Genomic DNA, 20,443 nt, shown 5'->3' on the forward strand with positions numbered 1-20,443 from the left:
GATTCTAGGACGAAGGCCGTTCTTCGTTAAACGGGCGCTAGGGCGTCACCCTTACACCAACATTTTCGACGCGATCGTCTACATGTTACAGATCGAGATATTTCTGCTCGGGCGTTCTGTTTGTCTCGATCTGTAACAGCTAGGGCCGAAATACTCGACTAGATGTTACAGATCGAGATAAACGGCCCGCACGGGCTCACCAAAAACAAAAAAGGCCGCATGCGAACCCGTGGAGGGATTCGCATGCGGCCGACAGGGGTATGCGGCGGAAACTAGGCCATGAGCAGGCCGGTCTCCGCGACGTTCTTGTACCAGTACGCGCTCGCCTTGGGATAGCGCTTCTGGGTCTCAAAGTCGATGTAGAACAGGCCGTAACGTTTGTTATAGCCGTTGGTCCAGGAGAACTGGTCCTGCAGCGACCACACAAAGTAGCCGTCGACGTTTACGCCGCCGTCGATTGCCTTGAGGATCCATGCGAGATGTTGACGCATGTAGTCGATGCGAGGGGCGTCGTCGATAAAGCCGTCCTCGAAGTCGTCCTTATAGCCCATGCCGTTCTCGGTGATGTAGATCTTCTTGTAGTTGGGGTAATCGTTCTTAATGCGCAGCAGCAGGTCGTAGAGGCCCTCGGGATAGATAATCCAGTCCCAATCGGTGGTGGGTACGCCTTCGCGCACGCATGACTCGCCCACGCCCTTGAGGAACCAGCGCGAGGATCCCTTGTCGCCGGTGCCATTGTGGTTGATGTCGTTTTCGCCCTCGGCAGCACGCAGGAACTGGCACTTGTAGGTGTTGACGCCCAGGCAATCGTTGTAGGGGAGCGCGGCGGTCAGCGCGGCGATGTCCTCGTCACGGACGTCGAGCTCGCCGCCGGCGATATGGGCCAGCTTGGTTGCGGCTTCCATGGTGTCGGCTGCATAGTGGCCGCGGAAAGTGGCGTCGAGCACCCAGCGGTTGTTGATGACATCGGCCATGCGAGCTGCCTCGCAGTCGGCAGCACTGTTGGGATCGAGGGGATACTTGGGCTCCAGGTTCTGGACAATGCCGATCTCGCCCTCAAAGCCGCCCTCATGGAAGGCGACGACAGCCTTGGCGTGGGCCACCATCATGTTGTGCATGAGCTGGAAAGCCTTGTCCAGGCGATACTTCTCGCCGTGCGGCCAGTTGCCGACGATAAAGCTGCCCTCGGCGGTCGCGGGAATCTCGTTAAAGGTAAACCAGTGCTTGACCTCGGTGAACTCGGCAAAGCAGAACTTGGCGTACTCGACAAAGGCGTCGATCGTCGTGCGCGTCAGGAAGCCCTCGCCGCCGTTCTGGTAAAAGGCCTCGGGCGTATCGAAGTGATCGAGCGTGACATAGGGGATAACGCCGGCTTTATTGCAGGTGGCAAAGAGCTCGTGATAGAAGGCAACACCCTCGGGGTTAATCTCACCAGTGCCGCTGGGGAAGACGCGGCTCCAAGCGATGGAGACACGGATACCGTTGATGCCGAAGCGCTGGCACAGGTCGATATCGACCGGGTACTTGTTGTAGAAATCGCTTGCGGGATCGGGGGAGAAGCGACCCTGAGCAGCCAGGAAATCGTCCCAGGGCACTTTGCCCTTGCCGTGCGTACGGGTCTCGCCCTCAACCTGGTAAGCAGCGGTGGCGCCGCCAAACACAAAGCCGTCGGGGAACTGCATGGGGTTGGTCATGAGTCATCCTTTCTGTGGGATACGAATAGGGAGAGGTGCCCGAACCGGGAATCCGGGCACCAACAGAGGGAGGAACTAGTCGAGGTTCTCGCGGAGCCACTTGATGGCGCCAGCGGGGTCGCGAGTAAGGTCGATATATTCCTTACCGCGGGGAGCGAGCAGCTTAATGCCCAGGCGATCGGTGTCGGCCTTCATGTCGTTGTAGTAGCTACGAACCTGCGGGGCGAGCACGATAACGTCGTACTGATCCATGATGGCAGTGTGCTGGCCATAGGCGCCTGCGGAGGAAGCGATGTTCTCTCCGGTCTGCGCAGCACCTTCCTTGATGGCGTTGGCGAGCATGGCAGAGGTGCCGGCGCCGGCGCACAGGACGAGGACCTTCAGGCCATCGACATCCTTCTTAGCGGATGCGTCGGAGGCGGGCTCGGGCTGATCGGCGACAGGCTTGCTGTCGGCGGCAGCGGCGGTCGGCTCGACGGCAGCAGTGGCCTGCTCGACAGCGGGCGCAGAGGTGCTGGCGGCGATGGTGGCAGCACCATCGGACTCAAGACCCAGCTCGGCGGCGCGCTCGGCCTCCTGGTCGCAGAGCAGCTTATCGTATGCCTTCAAGAACGGCAGGTAAATGATGGCGTCCAGCAAGATGATGATCGCGACAAACACCAGGGCGATAAGCTGGAAGTTCGTGGTGATGAAGATGCCGATGGGGGCAGGAGTAGCCCAAGGCACCACGAAGGAGAAGCCGTTCATGCCAACGTTGTCGATAAAGAACTTGGCAACGCTTACGTTGACGCAGCCGGCGGCAACAAAGGGGATGAGCATGTAGGGGTTAAGGATCATCGGCGCGCCAAAGAGCAGCGGCTCGTTGACAGCAAAGGCAACAGGAACGATCGAGGCCTTACCGACGGCTTTGAGCTGCTTGGACTTCATAAAGAGAATCAGCAGGAGCGGCACGATGAACGTGGCGCCGGTGCCGCCGAACTCACCCACGAGCGACATGTTAAAGGTGAGGGAGTGGGCGGGGTGACCACCGGCCAGCAGAACCTGCAGGTTCTCGGCCTGGTTGGCAAGACGGATGGGGTCGATGCCCGGCTGGACAATCGAAGGACCATGGACACCGATGAACCAGAAGAACGCGGTGGCTGCCTGGATAAGGATAAGGCCAGGATAGGTTTCTGCAGCGGTAAAGAGCGGGGAGAGCAGTTTGATAAGCAGCTCGGAGAACGGAACGCCCATGAGGTTGCGCACGACGACATCGATGATGCCGCAGATGATGACGGCGCCGCCAAAGGGGATAATGTCGCGGAAGTTCTGAGCGATGGCGCCCGGGACCTCCTTGGGCAGCTTAATGGTCAGATCACGCGAGACGCAGAATTTGTAGACCCACACGGTGATGAACGCGGCGATATAGGCCGAGAACAGACCGCGCGTGCCCATGCTGGTGCAGTCGAAGACCGAAAGCTCGGAGCCGTTGAACTTGGTGGTGAACTGCGTAACAGCGAGCAGCAGCATGCTGCACTGGGCGGCAACCATGGTGGAGCCGTCGTTGAGCACCTTGCCGGCGGGCATGCGACGGTTCATGGAAGCCGTAAAGTTCTTGGCAGTGGTGCCGGCAACCATGATGCCCATGACGCCCATGGTGAAGTTGTACAGCTTGTTGCACCAGTCGATGAGCGGCTGGGGCAGCGTGATGCCAACTACGCCGGGAAGGGTGGCGATCAGCAGAAAGATCGAAGAGGTAAGGACGATGGGCATGCACCCAAGGAATCCGTCTTTGATGGCCTGGAGGTAGATGTTCCTCGAGATCTTCTCGAAGAACGGTTGATGCTTTTCGAGCATCTTTACGATGGCGTCCATAGAGCTCCTTTGCTACTTGATGCGCGATGCATGTGGATGGAACTGGTCGTCGATGGATGGTCAGGACTGCCCGGAAACCTTCCTGCTTAAGGAAGGCATTGCGAAATGACAACGTTGTCATTTCGTTAATGACAACGTAAGACATTTTTGGAAGAGCAACAAGGATTTACAGGTGAACGGTCGATATCGTCCGATAAACGGCTGATTTACCAGTCAGGCAGGTAGTGTATGCTAGAACGCAAAAAACAAGCGATAGAGAACCGAGTGGAGAAGCAGTGGCAACGATGGACAAGAAAAATGTCTCAATGAATGATGTGGCAGTTGCCGCGGGCGTTTCTCTCAAGACGGTTTCGCGTGTGATCAACGAGCCCAATAGCGTGCGAGAGTCGACACGCGATAAGGTCCATTCGGCCATGGAGGCGCTCGGGTTTCGAACCAACTTTGCCGCGCGTTCGCTCAAGTTGGGCCGTTACGGGTGCATCGGCGTGGTGCTGTTTCACTTGTCGGGTGGTGCCGTGGACATGATTGACGGTATCGCCGATGCCGCCGAAGAACGCGGCTTTGCGCTCACGATGATTAAGAAGTGCTCAGGGGAGAAGATGACCCTTGCCGATGCGGCGCGCAGGATGTCGCAACTGCCTGTTGATGGCATGATTTTCAACCTGCGTCAGATGGTCGATGACTTTGATAGCTTTGAGGCGCCGAAAGACCTCAAGACGGTGATTATCACACCGATGGAGCATCCTACCTGCTCCACCGTCAGTGACGATCAAGAGGGCGGCGCTCGTATGGCGTGCGAGTACTTCTTGAATCGCGGGCACAAGAACGTGTACTTCGTCTCTGGTAAGAAAGAGTCGCTGTCGAGCCAGTGCCGTATGAAAGGTTGGCGTGCGGCACTCGAGACGCGTGGCATTGAGCCGCCCGAGCCTCTGCAAGGCGATTGGAATGCGGATAGTGGCTATGCTGCGGGCCTTGTGCTTGCCGATAAACCCGATTGCACGGCGGTCCTCGCGGCTAACGACTGCATGGCAAACGGCGTGATGATGGCTCTACGTGACAAAGGGCTCAGTGTGCCCGACGACGTGTCCGTGATCGGCTTCGACGATGAGCTCTACAAGACGATTCCCAACTCGATTCTGACGTCGGTGAAGTTTCGCCACCGCGAGCTGGGCATCCGTGCGCTCAACGAGGTCGTCGCAGGCCTGGAAGCCCCGAGTTCCAGAAGCCGTACGCTCGTCTCAGGCGTGTTGGTCGAGCGTTCCAGCGTAAAGGACTTGCGGGCGTAGACGTGCTCGGCCTATTCCGTTTGTCTCAATCTGTAACAGCTAGGACCCAAAAACTCGGCTAGATGTTACGGATCGAGATTTTTGGCCCGGCTTATTCCGTTTGTCTCGATCTGTAACAACTAGACGGTCAAAAGTGGTCTACATGTTACAGATTGAGATTTTCGGCTTGGCCTGTGCGTTCATCTCGATCTGTAACAGCTAGGACCGAAAAACTCGGCTAGATGTTACAGATTGAGATGAACAGGAGGACGGGTGCGGTCTAAACAAAATGGCCCGCGCATCACACATCGATGCACGGGCCATTTATTGTCTGCAAGCGGCAGGTGGTGTCAGCGTCTTATGCCTCGAGGTTTTCCTCGATCCAGGCGACGGCACCCTTGGGATCCTTAGTGAGGTCGATGTACTGTTTGCCCTTGGGCGACAGCAGCGTGATGCCCAGGCGGTCGGTGTCGGCCTTCATCTCGTTGTAATAGGTGCGAACCTGCGGAGCCAGGACGATGACGTTGTACTGGTCCATGATGGCGTAGTGGCTGCCGTAGGCACCGGCGTTGGCGGTAATGTCGATGCCCAGCTCGTCGGCGCCTTCCTTAAGCGCGTTGGCGAGCAGTGCAGAGGTGCCGGCGCCAGCGCACAGAACCAGAACCCTCAGATCCTTGCCCTTAAGGGCGGACGGAGCTGCGGAGGCCTCGGTGGCAGAAGCGGTCTCGACAACAGGAGCCTCAACGGCGGGGGCGGCAGCGGTCTTGACGGCCTTGGTCTCCTCGGCCTCTTCTTCGGCCAGGGTCTCGGCCTCCTGCTTGCACAGGACGTTGTCGTAGGCCTTGCAGAACGGGTAGTAGATCAAGAAGTCAACGACCAGCAGGACGACAACCAGGACCAGAGAGATCGGCTGGAAGTTGGTGTCGATGAAGGTGCCGATCGGTCCGGGGAGTGCCCACGGCATGGCATAGATAAAGCCGTTCATGCCCAAAAAGTCGATGAAGAACTTACCAATGAGGACGTTGGCCACGGGGGCAAACAGGAACGGGATCAGGAAGTACGGGTTGAGGATGATGGGCGCGGCGAACAGCAGCGGCTCGTTGACGGCGAACATCACGGGTACGACAGAGGCTTTGCCGACGGCCTTGAGCTGCTTGGAGCGCATAAAGAGCAGGAAGATGATCGGGACAATGAACGTGGCGCCGGTGCCGCCGAGTTCGCCGATGTAGTTACCGAAGTTCTCGGTCAAGGCGAGGGCGGGGTGACCGCCGGCCTGCAGCGTGGCGAGGTTGGTGGTGATGTTGCCAAACAGCGCGGCGTTGAGGGCAGGCTTAACGACCGAGGGGCCGTGGATGCCCATGAACCAGAACAGCGGGATCATGAACCAGATGAGGGCGAGGCCGGCGTAGGAATCGGCAGCGGCGAACAGCGGGCTCACCAGCGTGGAGATGACGTTGGCAAACGGGACGGCCAAGCAGGTGCGGCAGATAACGTCGATGACGGCGACAAACAGGATGGAGAAGCTGAAGGCGAAGATGTCGCGGAAGTTCTGGGCGATGGCGCCGGGGACTTCTTTGGGCAGCTTGATGGTGATGTCTCGCTTAATGCAGAAGGCATAGATGTTGACCGTGGCAAATGCGGCGACAAAGGAGCTCAGCAGGCCCTTGGTGCCCATGTTGTCGGTAAAGAACACCGAGACATCGGCGCCGTCGATCTTGGCACTCGTCTGGGTAACGGCCAAGATGAGCATAGCGCACATGGCGGCGACCATGGTGCTCGTGGCGTTGATGGCCTTGCCGGCAGGCATGCGGCGGTTCTTGGAGCCGGTCAGCGCGCTTGCGGTGGTGCCGGCGACCATGATGCCCACGACGCCCATCGTGAAGTTGTAAACCTTGTTGCAGAAGTTCACGACGTCGACGTTCCACCAGTCGGGCAGCGTAAAGCCGCCGACCGTGGCGACAACGCCCGGCAGGGTCGAAATAAGCAGGAAGACAGAAGAAGACAGGATGATGGGCATTGCTGCCAAAAAGCCGTCTTTAATGGCCTGAAGGTAGATGTTCTTAGAGACCTTGTCGAAGTACGGCTGACCTTTCTCCAAGAACTTAACGATCGATTCCATAGTTCACGCTCCTCTTTGCATGAAATCTTAATGGCATGGACGTTGAAAACCTATATGGTCTCCCGCTTGCTAAAAGCCCGGGTGCAGGCGGGGTCGGTCCCAGGGGGAGAGAGGGGAGCGGCTGGGTTTGTATCGCATAGGGCCGCTCCCTTCTCGGGGGAAAGCGAGGCGATGCGCTACTGCGCGTCCGCCATAGTGTCGGCGAGCTCCTTGTACCAGAGTGCCGACTGCTTGATGTAGCGTTTTTGCGTGTCGAAGTCGATGTAGAACAGGCCGTAGCGCTTGTTATAGCCATTGGCCCACGAGAACTGGTCCTGCAGGCTCCAGATAAAGTAGCCCTGGACGTCGACGCCCTCGGCGCGCGCCTGGAGCACCTTCTCCATGTGCTGGTCGACAAAGTCGATGCGCTCGGGATCGGCGACGATGCCGTTTGCGTCGGGCTCGGGGTCCTTGTGGCCCAGGCCGTTTTCGGTGATATAGATGACGGGGAGGTTGGGATAGGTGGCGCTGATGTGCTTGAGCGTGTCGTAGAGGCCTTGCGGGTAGATGAGCCAATCCCAGTCGGTGGTGGGGATACCCGGCATATCGACCTGCTGCCCGACGCCCTTAAACTTAAAGCACGAGGTGCCCTTGTCTCCGGTGCCGTTAAAGCTGTTGGTGGACTCGCCATCGTAGGCGGCGATAAACGCCGACTGATAGTAGTTGAGGCCGAACATATCGTTGCGGGGCGCCGCCTTGGCGAGCTCCTCCATGTCGCTGTCCTCAACCGTAAGTGTGGCGTTGTTGGCACGCAGAATCTCGTTGATGAGTGAGAGGGTGCGCGCGGAGTAGTGACCCAGGAAGGCGCCGTCCATGATGAAGTCGGTGTAGAAGGCGTTGTACAGGTCGGCGGCGTGCTGGTCGGCGGGCGAGTCGGTGGCAGGATATGCCGGCGTCAGGACGTTGACCATGCCAATGCGTCCGCCCAGGTGCTCGGTCTCGTCAAGATCCTTATACAGGTTGACGGCGCGGGCGTGGGCAACGAGCTCGTTGTGCTGGCTCTGGATGCCGCTCGTCACATCAAAGTGATGGTTGGGCGGGAAGTTGCCTTGGATGTATTGGGAGTGCGAGAGGCTGATGAGCTCGTTGATGGTGAACCAATTCTTGACCTCGCGGAACTCGCGGAAGCAGAACTCGGCATAGCGCACATAGGCGTCGACGGTCTTGCGGTTGAGCCAGTCGCCCTGGTTGAACAGGGCGGCGGGGGAGTCAAAGTGATGCAGGGACACATAGGGCTCGACGCCATACTTTTTGCAGCAGGCGAACAGCTCGTGGTAGTGCTTAACGCCCTCGGCGAGGGGTTCGGCATCGTCGCCGTTGGGGAAGATGCGGGTCCAGGCGATGGACACACGAATGGCGTTGAGTCCATGCTCGGCAGAAAGGCGGATATCCTCCTCGTAGCGGTTGTAGAAATCACTGGCCGGGTCGGGCAAAAAGCGACCCTGGGCGACAAGGTAATCGTCCCACATGGTCTTACCCTTGCCTGCCACCTTCGTGGAACCTTCCGTTTGGTACGCGGCGGTTGCGGCGCCCCAAACAAAGCCCTTCGGCAGCTGCTGTACGCGGTTTAGCAAAGACATATGCATACACCCTCTCGTCTCGCTGTTCGATATTGTGCGTTTGTGCTCAGGAGGCTCCCTGGTTAGCGTTCAGCGGTGAAAAAGCCCGATAAACACTATCTTAAAATGATTAGAACCAAAATGAGCACGTGAACATTTGACAATGAGCACGTTAACATCCGGCTGGGATGTATAGAAACAAAACAACTTCAAACAGCCGCGAACGGTTGTATTTGTTCGGTAAGCGGTTTTGATTGACAGAAGTTTTCATGTTGTGGTATATGGCTCAGGTATCATGAGCACGTTATCAATGTATGTACGATGCGCCATGGGCGCGGGGAATAGTTGGGAAGCAGGTTAGCGTGGAAGGCATGGCTCAGCGGACAAGGAATGGTCGTTCGGCGAGCGCGGCAGAGGTTGCGGCGCTCGCTGACGTGAGCCGCCAGACTGTGTCTCGCGTGGTCAACGGTATGCCCAACGTGACGGAAAAGACGCGCAAGCGTGTGCTGGCCGCCATGGAAGAGCTGGGCTTTCGTCCCAATTTTGCTGGAACGGCGTTGCGCGGCGGGTCGTATCGTTCTATTGGCCTGTGCATGTACAACATCACACGTGTCGGTAACCTGGCGACGCTCGAGGGTATCATGCAAGCGGCGCGCGAGCATGATTTTGCCGTCACTATGATCGAGATGGGCGGCGACAAGCCCTATGCACTTGCCGATGCCTCGCGCCGCATGGTCGAGCGACCCGTCGACGGCATGATTCTCAACATGAACCGCATGGCTCCCGATTTTGAGGAGTTTGTTCCCCAGCCGGGAGTGCGAACGGTCATCCTGTCCATGTATGCGCATCCGCGCTGCACGACGATCGACTCCGACCAGTATGGTTCGTGCGAGCTGTTGACCAATTATCTGCTGGAACATGGTCACTCGAATATGCGGTTTGTGGCGGGTCCGGAAAACTCGATTTCCTCGCGTTTTCGTGAGGCCGGTTGGCGCGATACGCTGGGTCGTGCTCATGTCGATGCCGCTCCGATGCTGCGTGGCGATTGGAGTGCGGACAGTGGGTACGCCATGGGCGAGCGGATTGCGGCCGAGGTGCTTGCCGGCGGGTCGCAGACGCCGACTGCCGTGCTTGCGGCAAATGACCAGATGGCGCTGGGCGTTATCGCCGCGCTCGAGAACGCGGGCCTGTCCGTGCCCGACGACGTGAGCGTGGTTGGTATCGACGACGCACTCGAGGGACTTGTTCCTCACAATCGGCTGACGACGCTGCGATTTGATTTGCGCGGTGTCGGTAAGCTTGCGTTTGAGGCGGCGATTGGAGAGAGCTCGTCTATCGAGGCGATTCATGTGCCGAGCACGCTGGTCGAACGCTCGACTGTTAGGGACATACGGGGTTAGGTCCTACTCCGTCTGTCTCGATTTGTAACAGGTAGACGGTCAAAAGCGGGCAACGTGTTACAGATTTAGATTCTTCGGAAAGAGCAATCCTGTTCGTCTCAATCTGTAACAGCTAGGACCCAAAAACTCGGCTAGATGTTACAGATTGAGACAAACGGACCCCGAACCGCCCAAAAAGGCCGGGGGCGGCGCGCCGTGTGACGTGCCGCCCCCGGCTGAGAAATGGGGACAGGTTATGTGGGCGGTGCAGCTCCGCCAACCGCTCGCCGCAAGCCGCTAGTCCAGACGACGGGTCTGCGCCACGTGCTTATACCAGTAGGCGCTTGCCTTGGGCGTGCGCTTCTGGGTTTCAAAGTCAACGTAGAAGAAGCCGTAACGCTTGTTGTAGCCATTGGTCCAGGAGAACTGATCCTGCAGGCTCCACAGGAAGTAGCCGCCTACGTTGACGCCAACCTCCATGGCCTTGAGCAACCAGCGCAGGTGCTGCTCGATGTAGTCGATGCGCGGCTGGTCGTCCACAAAACCGTCCTTGTAGGGGTCCTTGTAGCCCATGCCGTTCTCGGTGATGAAGATCTGCTTGTAGTTGGGGTAGCGCTGCTTAATGTAGACGAGCAGATCGAACAGGCCCTCGGGATAGATGATCCAGTCCCAGTCGGTGGTGGGGATACCAGGCTTGTTCACATGCTCGCCAATACCCTTAACGCGCCAGCGGCCGGTGCCCTTCTCGCCCGTACCGTTGTGGTGCAGGTCGTTCTCGCCATCGTAAGCCTTCAAGAAGCGGCACTGGTAGTTGTTAACGCCCAGGTAGTCGTTGTAGAGCGCGGCCTCGCGCATAATCTCGAGGTCCTCGTCCAGGATCTCGATGGTGCCGCCCGAGACGGCGGCCAGGCGGTTGGCGCACTCGAGGGTGTCGGGCGCGTAGTCGCCGCGGAAGGTGGCGTCGAGCAAGAACTGGTTTTGCAGCACGTGCTCGTTGTTGGCGGCTTTGATGTCGGCGGGGTCGTTCTCGTTGAGCGGGTACTTAAACTCCAGCGACTGAATGACGCCGATCTTGCCCTTAAAACCGCCGTTGTGGAAGGCCAGCACGGCCTTGGCGTGGGCGAGCATCATGTTGTGCTCGCACTGGAAGGCCTCGGCCAGATGCGCCTTGACGCCACCGGGGAAGGTGCCCTCGATGTAGGTGTTGGAGGCGTCGGCCCAGATCTCGTTAAAGGTGAACCAGTAGGTCACCTGGTCGGCGTACTCCTTAAAGCAGAAGGTGGCAAAGTCCACAAAGGCGTCGATGGTCTCGCGGTTGAGGAAATCGCCCTTCTCAAAGAGGGGCAGCGGCGTGTCAAAGTGATGCAGCGTGACGAACGGCTCAACGTGGTGCTTATGGCACTCGGCGAAGAGATCGTGATAGAACTGGACACCCTCGGGGTTGATTTCGCCGGTACCGTTGGGAAAGATGCGGCTCCAGGCGATGGAGAGGCGAATGCCGTTGATGCCGAACTCCTCGCACAGCTCCAAATCGACGGGGTACTGGTTGTAGAAGTCGGAAGCGGGATCGGGGGAGAAGCGCCCCTGGGCCTCCAGGAAGTCGTCCCAGGCGACTTTGCCCTTACCGTGAGTGCGGGTCTCGCCCTCTACCTGGTAGGCAGCAGTGGCGCCGCCAAAGACAAAGTCCTCGGGAAACTGCGCGGGCGGGTTGGTGACGCTAGCAGGGTTAACGGACATGATGATCCAATCGTCTAAATCGAAGGGCCAGCCGGCTGTTGATGGTCGGCTGGCTCTGAGCGTTACTTACTTCGAGAGTTGCTCACTTACGAAGGCGAGAGACTTGTCGCCGTTCTGGGAGAGCTCGATGTACTGCTTACCGCGGCAGGCGACGCACTTGTTGCCCACACGCTCGCAGTCTTTCTGCAGGTCGGCCAGGTAGCTGGCGGCCTGCGGGGCCAGGACGACCAGATCAAAGTCGGGGAGCATGTCGACGTGGTTGCCATATGCTTCGGCAGCGGTTTCGAGGTTAATGCCGCGCTCCTTGGCGGCCTTGGCCAGCGCGTTGGCGAGCAGGCCCGAGGTACCGCCGCCCTGGCAGAGCACAAGCACGCGCTTGCCGTTGAGGTCGCTGGCGGTCGTTGCCTCAACGGCGACAGCGGCGGGAGCATCGGTCTTTACAGCCTCGGCAGCGGCGCCGGCGGCAACGCTCTTGGCATCGGCCTTGCCCTGGAAAGCGTCGTTGAGCTTGGCGGCCTTCTCGGCGTTCTTGGCGGCGAGCTCCTCCTGGGAGATCTCGGCCTCCTCGGCGCACTTCTGGGCGTCATAGGCGCGGAAGAACGGATAGTACAGAGCGAAGTCGACGACCAGGATAAGGGCGAGCATCACAAAGGCGAGCGGCTGGAAGCCCAGGCCCATGATAGTGCCGATGGGGCCGGGGACGGTCCAGGGCAGGGTGTACATAAAGCCGTTCATGCCCAAGAAGTCGATAAAGATCTTGAGGATCCAGATGTTGGCGATCGGGGCAAAGACAAACGGGACAAAGAAGACGGGGTTGAGCACGATGGGCGCGGCGAACAGCAGCGGCTCGTTGACGGCAAAGCAGACGGGGACGATGGCGGCCTTACCGACGGCGCGCATCTCCTGAGACTTGGCCAGGAAGCAGAACATAAAGACCAGGACGAGCGTGGCGCCGGTGCCGCCCATGCAGACGACGAAGTACTGGGCACCCTGGGTCAGGACAGCGGAAGCGTGCTGGCCAGCCTGGAACGCAGCCAGGTTGTCGGTCATGTTGGCAACGAGGGCGGCGGCGATGGCGGGCTCGACGATCGAGGGGCCGTGGACGCCCACGAACCAGAACAGGCTCATGGCGCCGTAGATCACAGCGAGGCCGATGTAGCCATCGGCAGCGGTGAACAGGGGCTGGAACACCTGGATGACGCCCTGGGCAAAGCAGAAGCCAAAAGCAGCGCGGAAGGCGATGTCAAAGACCCAAAAGACGGTGATGCAAACGGAGAAGGGGATGATGTCCTTAAAGGTCTGCGAAATGTTGGGCGGAACCTGCTCGGGCATCTTGACGGTGATGTTGCGCTTAATGAAGAACTTGTAGATGATGCCAGTCACAAACGCAGCGATGAAAGCGGTCAGCAGGCCCTTGGAACCAAGGTAGGTGGTGTTGAAACCGCTGGCGGCGTCCGTGGCGATCGTGTCGCTCGAAAGGAGCAAGAAGCCGATGATGGCCGCGCACATGCACGAGATGAAGTTGATCTGGTTGTTCTTGGGCAGATCGCGGTTCTGAGCGTCGGCGAAGTGCTTGGCCGTGGTGGCGGCGCAGGCGATGGCCAGGATGCCCATGGAGTAGTTGTAGCACTTCCACAGGGCGTTGTTGATGTCATCGGGCCAGTAGAAACCCCAGATGTTGGGGACCGAGGCTACCAGGCAAAAGATGGACGAGAAGATGATGATGGGGATGACGGAGATAAAGCCGTCGCGGATCGCCTTGAGGTACTTGTTGCGGGCGATCGCGTTGAAAAAGGGCTGGCCCTTTTCGATGATGGCGATGAGTTGCTCCATGCAATGCTCCTAAGAGTCGGTGGGTTAGCAACGATGGTAGCTTTTGACTTTCGGTTGCCAAAATGTTGACGTTGCCATTTTGTGACACAAAAAAAGAAGCGAACCGGTGGTTCCTGTGCCTGCGAACCGTCGATTCCTTACGCGTAAACGTTTGAGCCGCCCGGTGGCTCTGTGTTTGCACAATGGCAACGTTAACATTTGGTCGACAAAAGCCGTTTGGGGAAGCAAAAATGTCGGTGAACGGTAGGTTTTGGGTGGTGAGCGTATGGTGGGGGAGGCGTTGGATATACTTGAAGGCGGTAAAAATGACTGCGCAAGGTGCCATCAATGGCATCGTTGACATAGAAAGATCGACCTATGGCCGCTGTTAAAAAATCGGTATCCGTTAAGGATGTGGCGCGTCTCGCGGGCGTCTCGGAGCAGACGGTCTCGCGCACCGTGCACGATTCGCCCAGCGTGCGCCCCGAGACCAAGGAACGCGTGCGTGCCGCCATGCGCGAGCTGGGGTATCGCCCAAACTTTGCCGGTCGATCGCTGCGCCGCGGTAAGTTTAAGACCGTCGGCGTCGCCATGTTCAACATTACCGGCACCGGCAACCTCGACCGTATGGAGGGCTTTGCCGCCGCGGCCGACAAACACGGCTATGCCATCACCCTCACTAAAGTAGACGGGCATCCGTATACCCTCGAGAGCGCATCGTCACGCATGAGCGCACTGCCAGTGGACGGTATGGTTGTGATCATGAATCGCATGCCGGCGGACTTTGGCACCTTCGAGCCGCTACCTGGCATGCAGACGGTGCTCGTTACCATGCTGGAGCACCCGCTCTGTTCAACGGTCGATAACGACCAGTTCGATTGCTCGCGCCAGGTGGTCGAGTATTTGCTGGGGAGGGGGCACAAGACTGTGCACTTTATCTCATGCCCCGAGCGCTCGCTTTCGGGCATGCGGCGCGAGGAAGGCTGGCGCGAGACATTGCGCGCGCATGGCATTGAGCCCCCGCAGCTCGTGCGCGGCGACTGGACGGCACAGAGCGGGTATGCCGCAGGCCAGGCTCTGGCGGATGATCCGACCTGCACGGCCATTTATGCCTCCAACGATGCCATGGCATATGGCTGTATCCGTGGGCTCGAGTCGCGCGGGAAGTGCGTGCCCCAGGACGTGAGCGTGGCGGGTGTTGACGATAGTCTGGGCGATATCGTGCCCGACCGTCGCCTGACCACGGTGCGCTTTGACAACAAGCGCGTCGGCATGTGGGCGGTCGACAAGATTGCCGGCGCCGATGGGGGTGCGTCTGGCGTGGAGCACATGCTGATCCCCGGTGTGCTCGTAGAGGGCGATACGGTGCGCGATTTGCGTTAGGGTGCGGTCCTGTTTGGGTTGTCACTAACTGTGTTCGATATTGTTCAGATTGGTTTAAAAACCGTTCACGGGCGAAAAGTGACCGTTCATAGCTTGAAATTGCGTTTTGCGCTGTTCTTTTTTGTTTGAATGTTAATGTTTCTGTCATACAGAACGCAGCGCGTATGCCCGGACGCGATGCTCTCCATTGGTTCATATGTGAAAGGAACGCAATATGGCAACCAAAGAAGAAATCTCGATGGTTGGATTCGAGATTGTCGCATACGCAGGTGACGCCCAGACCGATCTGCTTGCAGCGCTCGATGCTGCTCGCGAGGGCGATTTTGAGAAGGCCGAACAGCTGCACAAGGATGCCAGCGATGCACTTATCGGCGCCCACGACACGCAGACCAAGCTGCTTTCGCAGGAGGCCGGCGGTGGCGAGATGGAGATGACCTTCATCATGGCTCACGCTCAGGACACTCTCATGACCACTATGATCCTGGAGAAGCAGGCCCGCTTTACCATCGATGCCTACAAGCGCATCGCCGAGCTCGAGGCCAAGCTCGCCTAACGAGCCCTCACAACCAAGTCCCCTTCCAAAAGCTCTGCCGCTACCCGCGGCAGGGCTTTTTCTGTCCTCCTCCAAGTTGCGGTGAAATAGGGACTGAATAGGGGCCGACGGGCGCAAAACAATCCCTATTCCACCGCAACTCATCCGGAGATAGTCATTGGGGACAGTCTTGGTGCGCTCTGTTCGTCTTCCCGTTCGTTTTTTGCTCGGTGGGTATACTTCCTTTCGCATTAAGCCCCGGACTGAGGAGGTATCCAAATGCCGGATAACGGGTCAATACAAAAAAGAGACGCGCACGAGATGGCTCATGGGCGTCCTGTCCAGATAACCGAGCACACGACGGTAACCGAGCTGCAGCCCAGTCTGTCCGATGTCGTGTGCGCAAACAAAAAGCTGCAGATTGGCTTTATCGTTGCGCTCGTGGTACTGGCGCTGCTGTCGGGCTTTGTAGCTCGTCCGCATTTCGCCGATACCAAGACTTGGGACTCCACCATCGAGGTCATCGACCAAAAGAAGGGTAACGTACTGGCGCTCACGACCTCGTGCGTGGCGCTGTCTGCGGGCATTACCGCGCTGCCGGGTGATACGGGAACGCCGGTTGCCGAGCAGCTCGCGCAGCTTTCAGGCAACCTTGGTATCGTGCTTGCCGTGCTCTACCTCGAGAAATACCTGCTAACCATTTTGTGGTCGGTTGGCTTGGGCATCTTAATCCCGTTTGCGTTGGTGCTCTTTGCGGTGTCGCTCGGCATTCACGGGCGCTGGAGCACGAGCGCTGTCCTGCGCCGTGTGGCGACACGCGTGCTGGTAGTTGCCGTGATCGGCATGGCGTTGGTGCCTGCAAGCGTTTGGGTGTCGCAGAAGGTCGATGAAACGTATCGCGTAAGTATTGAGCAAGCTGAGCAAAAGGCTGCGGACGCTGCGGACGCGGCCGACACCACGGACAAGTCAGCCGAGACCAGCTCAAAATCGAATAAGAAAAAATCCGAGGCCACAGAGTCCAAAAACGTGCTCGAGCAGTTGACTGATGGGGCCTCGAGCCTTGTTACGTCGGTGACCAGCGGTGCCAAGCAGATGACCGACGAGATCGTGCAGCAGGTGACCGACCTCATCGAAGGCGTCATCGTGATGATCGTGACTTCGTGCGTTATCCCGCTGCTGGTGCTCGTGGCGTTCCTGTGGCTGGGACACGTACTGCTAGGGATCGATATTTCCGGCCCGGCGAACTATTTGACGGGCCGCTTTCTGAGTGCTCCGTCCAAGCACGCCAAATAGGGTGGGCAGTCCGAGTAGCTAAAACAGCTGTATATACCGGGGAATACCGCCGAAGGGCGGCCGAGACACGTTCTTGGCCGCTCTTTTGTTTGTTGAACACGTGGTCGCTACGTCCGCGCCCGGCTCAAACGGTCAGCAATCATCCGTGAACGATATTTGTTCAAAAAAGAACAAAGATAAACAAATAGTTGTTGCAGTTACTGTTCGAATGTGTTCAAATAAACATGAACAGTGAAGAACCGCACATTCAGATGCCCGGACCTGAACGCGATTCAACACTTCCAAACAGAAACTACGCACCTGCGTATCTCTCAAGGAGGATGTCATGAGGGTTGTAATCGCTTCCGATGCCGACGGTATGTCGATGAAGGAGTCTATCAAGGAGATGCTCATCGCCGACGGTCACGAGGTCGTCGACTATTCCGAGACCCCTGCCGCGGACTTTGTCGATTCCGCGACCGCCGTTGCCAAGGACCTGCTGGAGCACAAGGATTCCCAGGGCTTCGCATTCGATAAGTACGGCGTCGGCTCCTATATGGCCGCCGTCAAGATCAAGGGCATGGTCGTCGCCAACATTTCCGACGAGCGTTCCGCTTACATGACCCGCGAGCACAACGGCTCGCGCATGGTCACCATGGGCCCGGGCGTTGTGGGCACCGAGGTCGCCAAGAAGATCGCCCGCGAGTTCCTGCGTGCACAGTACGCCGGCGGCCGTCACCAGATCCGTGTCGACATGCTCAACAAGATGGCCTAACGAGAGCCACCGAGAACTCGAACTTCTACCTCAACTTGTGAATTCAGACGAAAGGACGTTCTGATGAAGAAGACCATCGCAATCGGTTGCGACCATATCGTTACGGACGAGAAGATCTATCTGGCCGACCGCCTGGAGCAGGCTGGTTACAAGGTGCTCGACTGCGGCACCTACAGCCACACCCGTACGCACTATCCCATCTACGGTAAGGCCGTGGGCGAGGCTGTTGCCAGCGGCAAGGCCGACTTTGGCGTGGCCCTGTGCGGCACCGGCATCGGCATCACCAACGCCGTCAACAAGGTTCCCGGCGCCCGCTGCGCCCTGGTCCGCGACATGACCTCTGCCCTGTATGCCCGTCGCGAGCTCAACGCCAACATCGTGGGCTTTGGCGGCAAGATTACCGGCGAGTTCCTGATGGCCGATATCATGCTTGCCTTCCTGGAGGAGCCCTACGAGAAGACCCCCGAGCACGATGCCCTGATCGCCAAGATCGATGCCTGCAATAAGGCCGACGCCGAGGCTCAGGCTGACCCGCACTTCTTTGACGAGTTCCTCGAGAAGTGGGACCGCGGCGAGTACCACGACTAATTAGGTTCCGGCGTTCTGCCGAACGCCGGACCGGTCGACGCTGCGCGGCGCTCAGGCACCCCATCTCGCCGCTCAAACCGTCGCTCGCGTACATGAAGTACGCGTCGCTCCTCTTTCGCGGCGACCTGGGGCACCTGAGCGCCGCTCGCTGACGTTTGAGTGACCTGTGAGATCGCCCCTGTTGTTGCGAAGTGTTCTGGTACGGCGAGCTGCTCCGATAACACGTTTGCTTGCTTGGCTTGAGTGCTTCGCTCTTGGCTGTACTTGGCGATTTGCAGCTTTTCAATTGACGGCTCGCGTTTCTGTTAGGGGGCGCGGGCCGGTTTTCTATCAGCCCTATTGACTTGGCGGGCTGTCGTAAGAAAGGGAAGGCTCCTATGGAGTTTGTTCTTGATAACGGTTCTATCCGCGTAGCACTGAGCACGGCGGGCGGGTCGTTCACTTCTATTACGGCCAACGGCCGTGAGTACCTGTGGCAGGGCGACCCGGCGGTGTGGTCGGGCCAGGCACCCATTTGTTTCCCGATCTGCGGCGGCCTTCGTGACGGTCGCGCAATGACCATGGGCGGCCGCGAGGTCAAGCTCGCCCGCCACGGCTTTGCTCGCAAGCAGGAGTGGAAGCTCGAGGAGCAGAGCGACAACATGGTTGTGCTGAGCTTAAGCTCTGCCGACCATGCCGAGTTGCTCGAGCAGTACCCGTATCCGTTTAAGATCGTTGCTCGTTACACGATCGATGCGGAGAAGGTGGCCGTGTCGTACGAGGTGACCAATGAGGGCACCGAGGACATGCCGTTTTTTGTGGGCGGTCACCCTGGCTTTAAGTGCCCGCTTGACGAGGGCGAGTCCTACGACGACTACGAGCTCCGTTTTGAGCAGCGCGAGGCCGCCGAGCTCTGTACTGCCGTTCCCTCGACGGGCCTGATTGATGTTGAGCATCGCAGCAAGAACCCGATGGTTGGCCATGACCTGCCGCTGACCCACGAACTCTTTGACTTCGCAGAGACCATCTTTGACGTGCTCGAGAGCCACGTGGTTACGCTTACCAAGAAAACCGAGGACAAGGGCGTGCGCCTGACGTTCCCCGATATGCCGTACCTGATTGTGTGGAGCAAGCCCGAGGGCGACTTTGTGGCTGTTGAACCGTGGGGCGGCCTGTCCACCTGCTCCGACGAGGACGATATTCTGGAGCACAAGCGTGGCTGCCTGGTTGCCAAGCCGGGGGAGACCGTTACCCGCGGCTTTGAGATCGAGATCCTTTAACGAGTTATCGTATGTTTGGGGCGGGTCATGCCGCCCCGGAACAGGAGTTCAATATGATTCTGACCGTTACCATGAACCCGTCGATCGATACGCGCTATCAACTCGACAAGCTGATCATCGACGACGTTAACCGCGTGACGCCCGAAAAGACCGCTGGCGGCAAGGGCCTCAACGTGAGCCGTGTGCTGCTGCAGTTGGGCGACGATGTGCTCGCGACCGGTCTACTCGGCGGCCACATGGGTGCCTATATGGCCGAGCTTATGGATGCCGACGGCGTCAAGAACGACTTTGTGCCTATTGCTGGTGAGACGCGCATCTGCCTGAATATCCTGCATGAGGGCAATCAGACCGAGCTGCTGGAGAGCGGCCCGCAGATCGCCCCGGCCGAGCTCGAGGCCTTTACGGCCAAGTTTGCCGAGCTTGCAGCGAAGGCGGACGTCGTGACGCTTTCGGGCTCGCTGCCGCGTGGCGTCGATGCCGGCTACTATGCCGAGCTCGTCAAGATCACCGAGGAGGCGGGCGCCAAGGTGCTGCTCGACACTTCGGGTGCATCGCTGGAGGCCGCGCTGGAGTCCGACGCTAAGCCTGAGCTCGTAAAGCCCAACCTGACCGAGATTAACGGCCTACTGGGTACGTCCTTTACGACCGATGATGTCGATGCCCTGCGCGAGGCGCTTGCCGCCGATGACCGTTTTGCCGGTATCCCCTGGGTTGTCGTTTCGATGGGCGCTGCCGGTTCGGTTGGCTTCCATGAGGGTCGCGCGTTCCGCGCCAAGACGCCCGCGATTGCGGCTGTGAACGCAACGGGTTCCGGCGACTCGACCATCGCCGGCTTTGCACATGCCATTGCTGCTGGCGCCGACGACGTCACGGTGCTCAAGACCGCCAATACCTGCGGCAAACTCAACGCTATGGATCCCAAGACCGGTCACCTGGTCATGGACCGCTGGGACGAGATCTACAACAACGTTGAAGTAACGGAGCTTTAGGGTTACGCGGTTTTACCAAACCGCGTAACGGCTCGGCGCTGCGCGGGCCGCATTTGGACAATCTGACGTTCAACTTCAAGGGCGCGACCAGAAGGTCAGCGCCCTTTCGTTTACGGGCTTTAGCCTGTGCGGGGCGCGCAGCGCGCCGCATCAGAAACCACCCGCTATGCGGGTGGGGCCAAACGGC

At 58.8% G+C, this 20,443-nt stretch carries 15 protein-coding genes; 9 read left to right on the forward strand and 6 right to left on the reverse strand.

The window, feature by feature from the left end; translation table 11 throughout:
• Positions 1 to 272 precede the first annotated feature (272 nt).
• Both lacG (ACESUZ_RS09200) and ACESUZ_RS09205 read right to left on the reverse strand, forming a co-directional pair.
• A complete protein-coding gene (gene lacG, locus ACESUZ_RS09200; RefSeq protein WP_373199725.1) occupies positions 273 to 1,694 on the reverse strand; it encodes a 6-phospho-beta-galactosidase in 1,422 nt (473 codons plus the stop codon).
• A gap of 75 nt (positions 1,695 to 1,769) precedes the next feature.
• A complete protein-coding gene (locus tag ACESUZ_RS09205; RefSeq protein WP_373199727.1) occupies positions 1,770 to 3,548 on the reverse strand; it encodes a PTS lactose transporter subunit IIBC in 1,779 nt (592 codons plus the stop codon).
• A 284-nt stretch (positions 3,549 to 3,832) separates the two neighbouring features.
• Here ACESUZ_RS09205 and ACESUZ_RS09210 point away from each other — a divergent pair, with 284 nt between their 5' ends.
• On the forward strand, positions 3,833 to 4,834 hold the full coding sequence (locus tag ACESUZ_RS09210) for a LacI family DNA-binding transcriptional regulator (RefSeq protein WP_373199729.1): 1,002 nt from the start codon (positions 3,833 to 3,835) through the stop codon (positions 4,832 to 4,834).
• Positions 4,835 to 5,171: 337 nt separating this feature from the next.
• On the opposite strand, the gene ACESUZ_RS09215 is transcribed toward ACESUZ_RS09210, so the two are convergent.
• Positions 5,172 to 6,932, reverse strand: a complete 1,761-nt coding sequence (locus ACESUZ_RS09215) for a PTS lactose transporter subunit IIBC (protein WP_022094682.1) — start codon at positions 6,930 to 6,932, stop codon at positions 5,172 to 5,174.
• Positions 6,933 to 7,108: 176 nt separating this feature from the next.
• The gene (gene lacG / locus ACESUZ_RS09220; protein ID WP_022094683.1) at positions 7,109 to 8,551 is read right to left on the reverse strand and encodes a 6-phospho-beta-galactosidase; all 1,443 of its coding nucleotides are present in this window, start codon (positions 8,549 to 8,551) and stop codon (positions 7,109 to 7,111) included.
• 350 nt (positions 8,552 to 8,901) lie between these two features.
• Here lacG (ACESUZ_RS09220) and ACESUZ_RS09225 point away from each other — a divergent pair, with 350 nt between their 5' ends.
• Positions 8,902 to 9,930 carry a LacI family DNA-binding transcriptional regulator gene (locus ACESUZ_RS09225; RefSeq protein ID WP_373199731.1) on the forward strand — a complete coding sequence of 343 codons (1,029 nt, stop codon included), beginning with the start codon at positions 8,902 to 8,904 and terminating at the stop codon, positions 9,928 to 9,930.
• A 276-nt stretch (positions 9,931 to 10,206) separates the two neighbouring features.
• On the opposite strand, the gene lacG (ACESUZ_RS09230) is transcribed toward ACESUZ_RS09225, so the two are convergent.
• Complete coding sequence (gene lacG, locus ACESUZ_RS09230) at positions 10,207 to 11,646, reverse strand: 6-phospho-beta-galactosidase (RefSeq protein ID WP_022094685.1); 1,440 nt, start codon at positions 11,644 to 11,646, stop codon at positions 10,207 to 10,209.
• Between the two features lie 66 nt (positions 11,647 to 11,712).
• The gene (locus ACESUZ_RS09235) at positions 11,713 to 13,479 is read right to left on the reverse strand and encodes a PTS transporter subunit EIIC (RefSeq protein ID WP_373199733.1); all 1,767 of its coding nucleotides are present in this window, start codon (positions 13,477 to 13,479) and stop codon (positions 11,713 to 11,715) included.
• Between the two features lie 357 nt (positions 13,480 to 13,836).
• Here ACESUZ_RS09235 and ACESUZ_RS09240 point away from each other — a divergent pair, with 357 nt between their 5' ends.
• From ACESUZ_RS09240 to ACESUZ_RS09270, 7 genes are all read left to right on the forward strand, one after another.
• Positions 13,837 to 14,841: a LacI family DNA-binding transcriptional regulator gene (locus ACESUZ_RS09240; protein ID WP_195543947.1), complete on the forward strand. Its 1,005-nt coding sequence runs from the start codon at positions 13,837 to 13,839 to the stop codon at positions 14,839 to 14,841.
• Positions 14,842 to 15,055: 214 nt separating this feature from the next.
• Positions 15,056 to 15,394 carry a PTS lactose/cellobiose transporter subunit IIA gene (locus tag ACESUZ_RS09245; RefSeq protein ID WP_055252615.1) on the forward strand — a complete coding sequence of 113 codons (339 nt, stop codon included), beginning with the start codon at positions 15,056 to 15,058 and terminating at the stop codon, positions 15,392 to 15,394.
• Positions 15,395 to 15,652: 258 nt separating this feature from the next.
• On the forward strand, positions 15,653 to 16,666 hold the full coding sequence (locus ACESUZ_RS09250) for a hypothetical protein (RefSeq protein ID WP_373199735.1): 1,014 nt from the start codon (positions 15,653 to 15,655) through the stop codon (positions 16,664 to 16,666).
• A 325-nt stretch (positions 16,667 to 16,991) separates the two neighbouring features.
• A complete protein-coding gene (gene lacA / locus ACESUZ_RS09255; RefSeq protein ID WP_006234830.1) occupies positions 16,992 to 17,420 on the forward strand; it encodes a galactose-6-phosphate isomerase subunit LacA in 429 nt (142 codons plus the stop codon).
• Between the two features lie 63 nt (positions 17,421 to 17,483).
• A complete protein-coding gene (gene lacB, locus ACESUZ_RS09260; protein WP_006234831.1) occupies positions 17,484 to 18,008 on the forward strand; it encodes a galactose-6-phosphate isomerase subunit LacB in 525 nt (174 codons plus the stop codon).
• A gap of 377 nt (positions 18,009 to 18,385) precedes the next feature.
• Positions 18,386 to 19,267, forward strand: a complete 882-nt coding sequence (locus ACESUZ_RS09265; RefSeq protein ID WP_373199737.1) for an aldose 1-epimerase family protein — start codon at positions 18,386 to 18,388, stop codon at positions 19,265 to 19,267.
• A 53-nt stretch (positions 19,268 to 19,320) separates the two neighbouring features.
• Positions 19,321 to 20,256, forward strand: coding sequence for a hexose kinase (locus tag ACESUZ_RS09270; protein WP_373199739.1), 936 nt, complete (start codon positions 19,321 to 19,323; stop codon positions 20,254 to 20,256).
• Positions 20,257 to 20,443 lie beyond the last annotated feature (187 nt).

It is taken from the genome of Collinsella aerofaciens ATCC 25986, assembly GCF_964239575.1.
GTDB lineage: Bacteria > Actinomycetota > Coriobacteriia > Coriobacteriales > Coriobacteriaceae > Collinsella > Collinsella aerofaciens_BQ.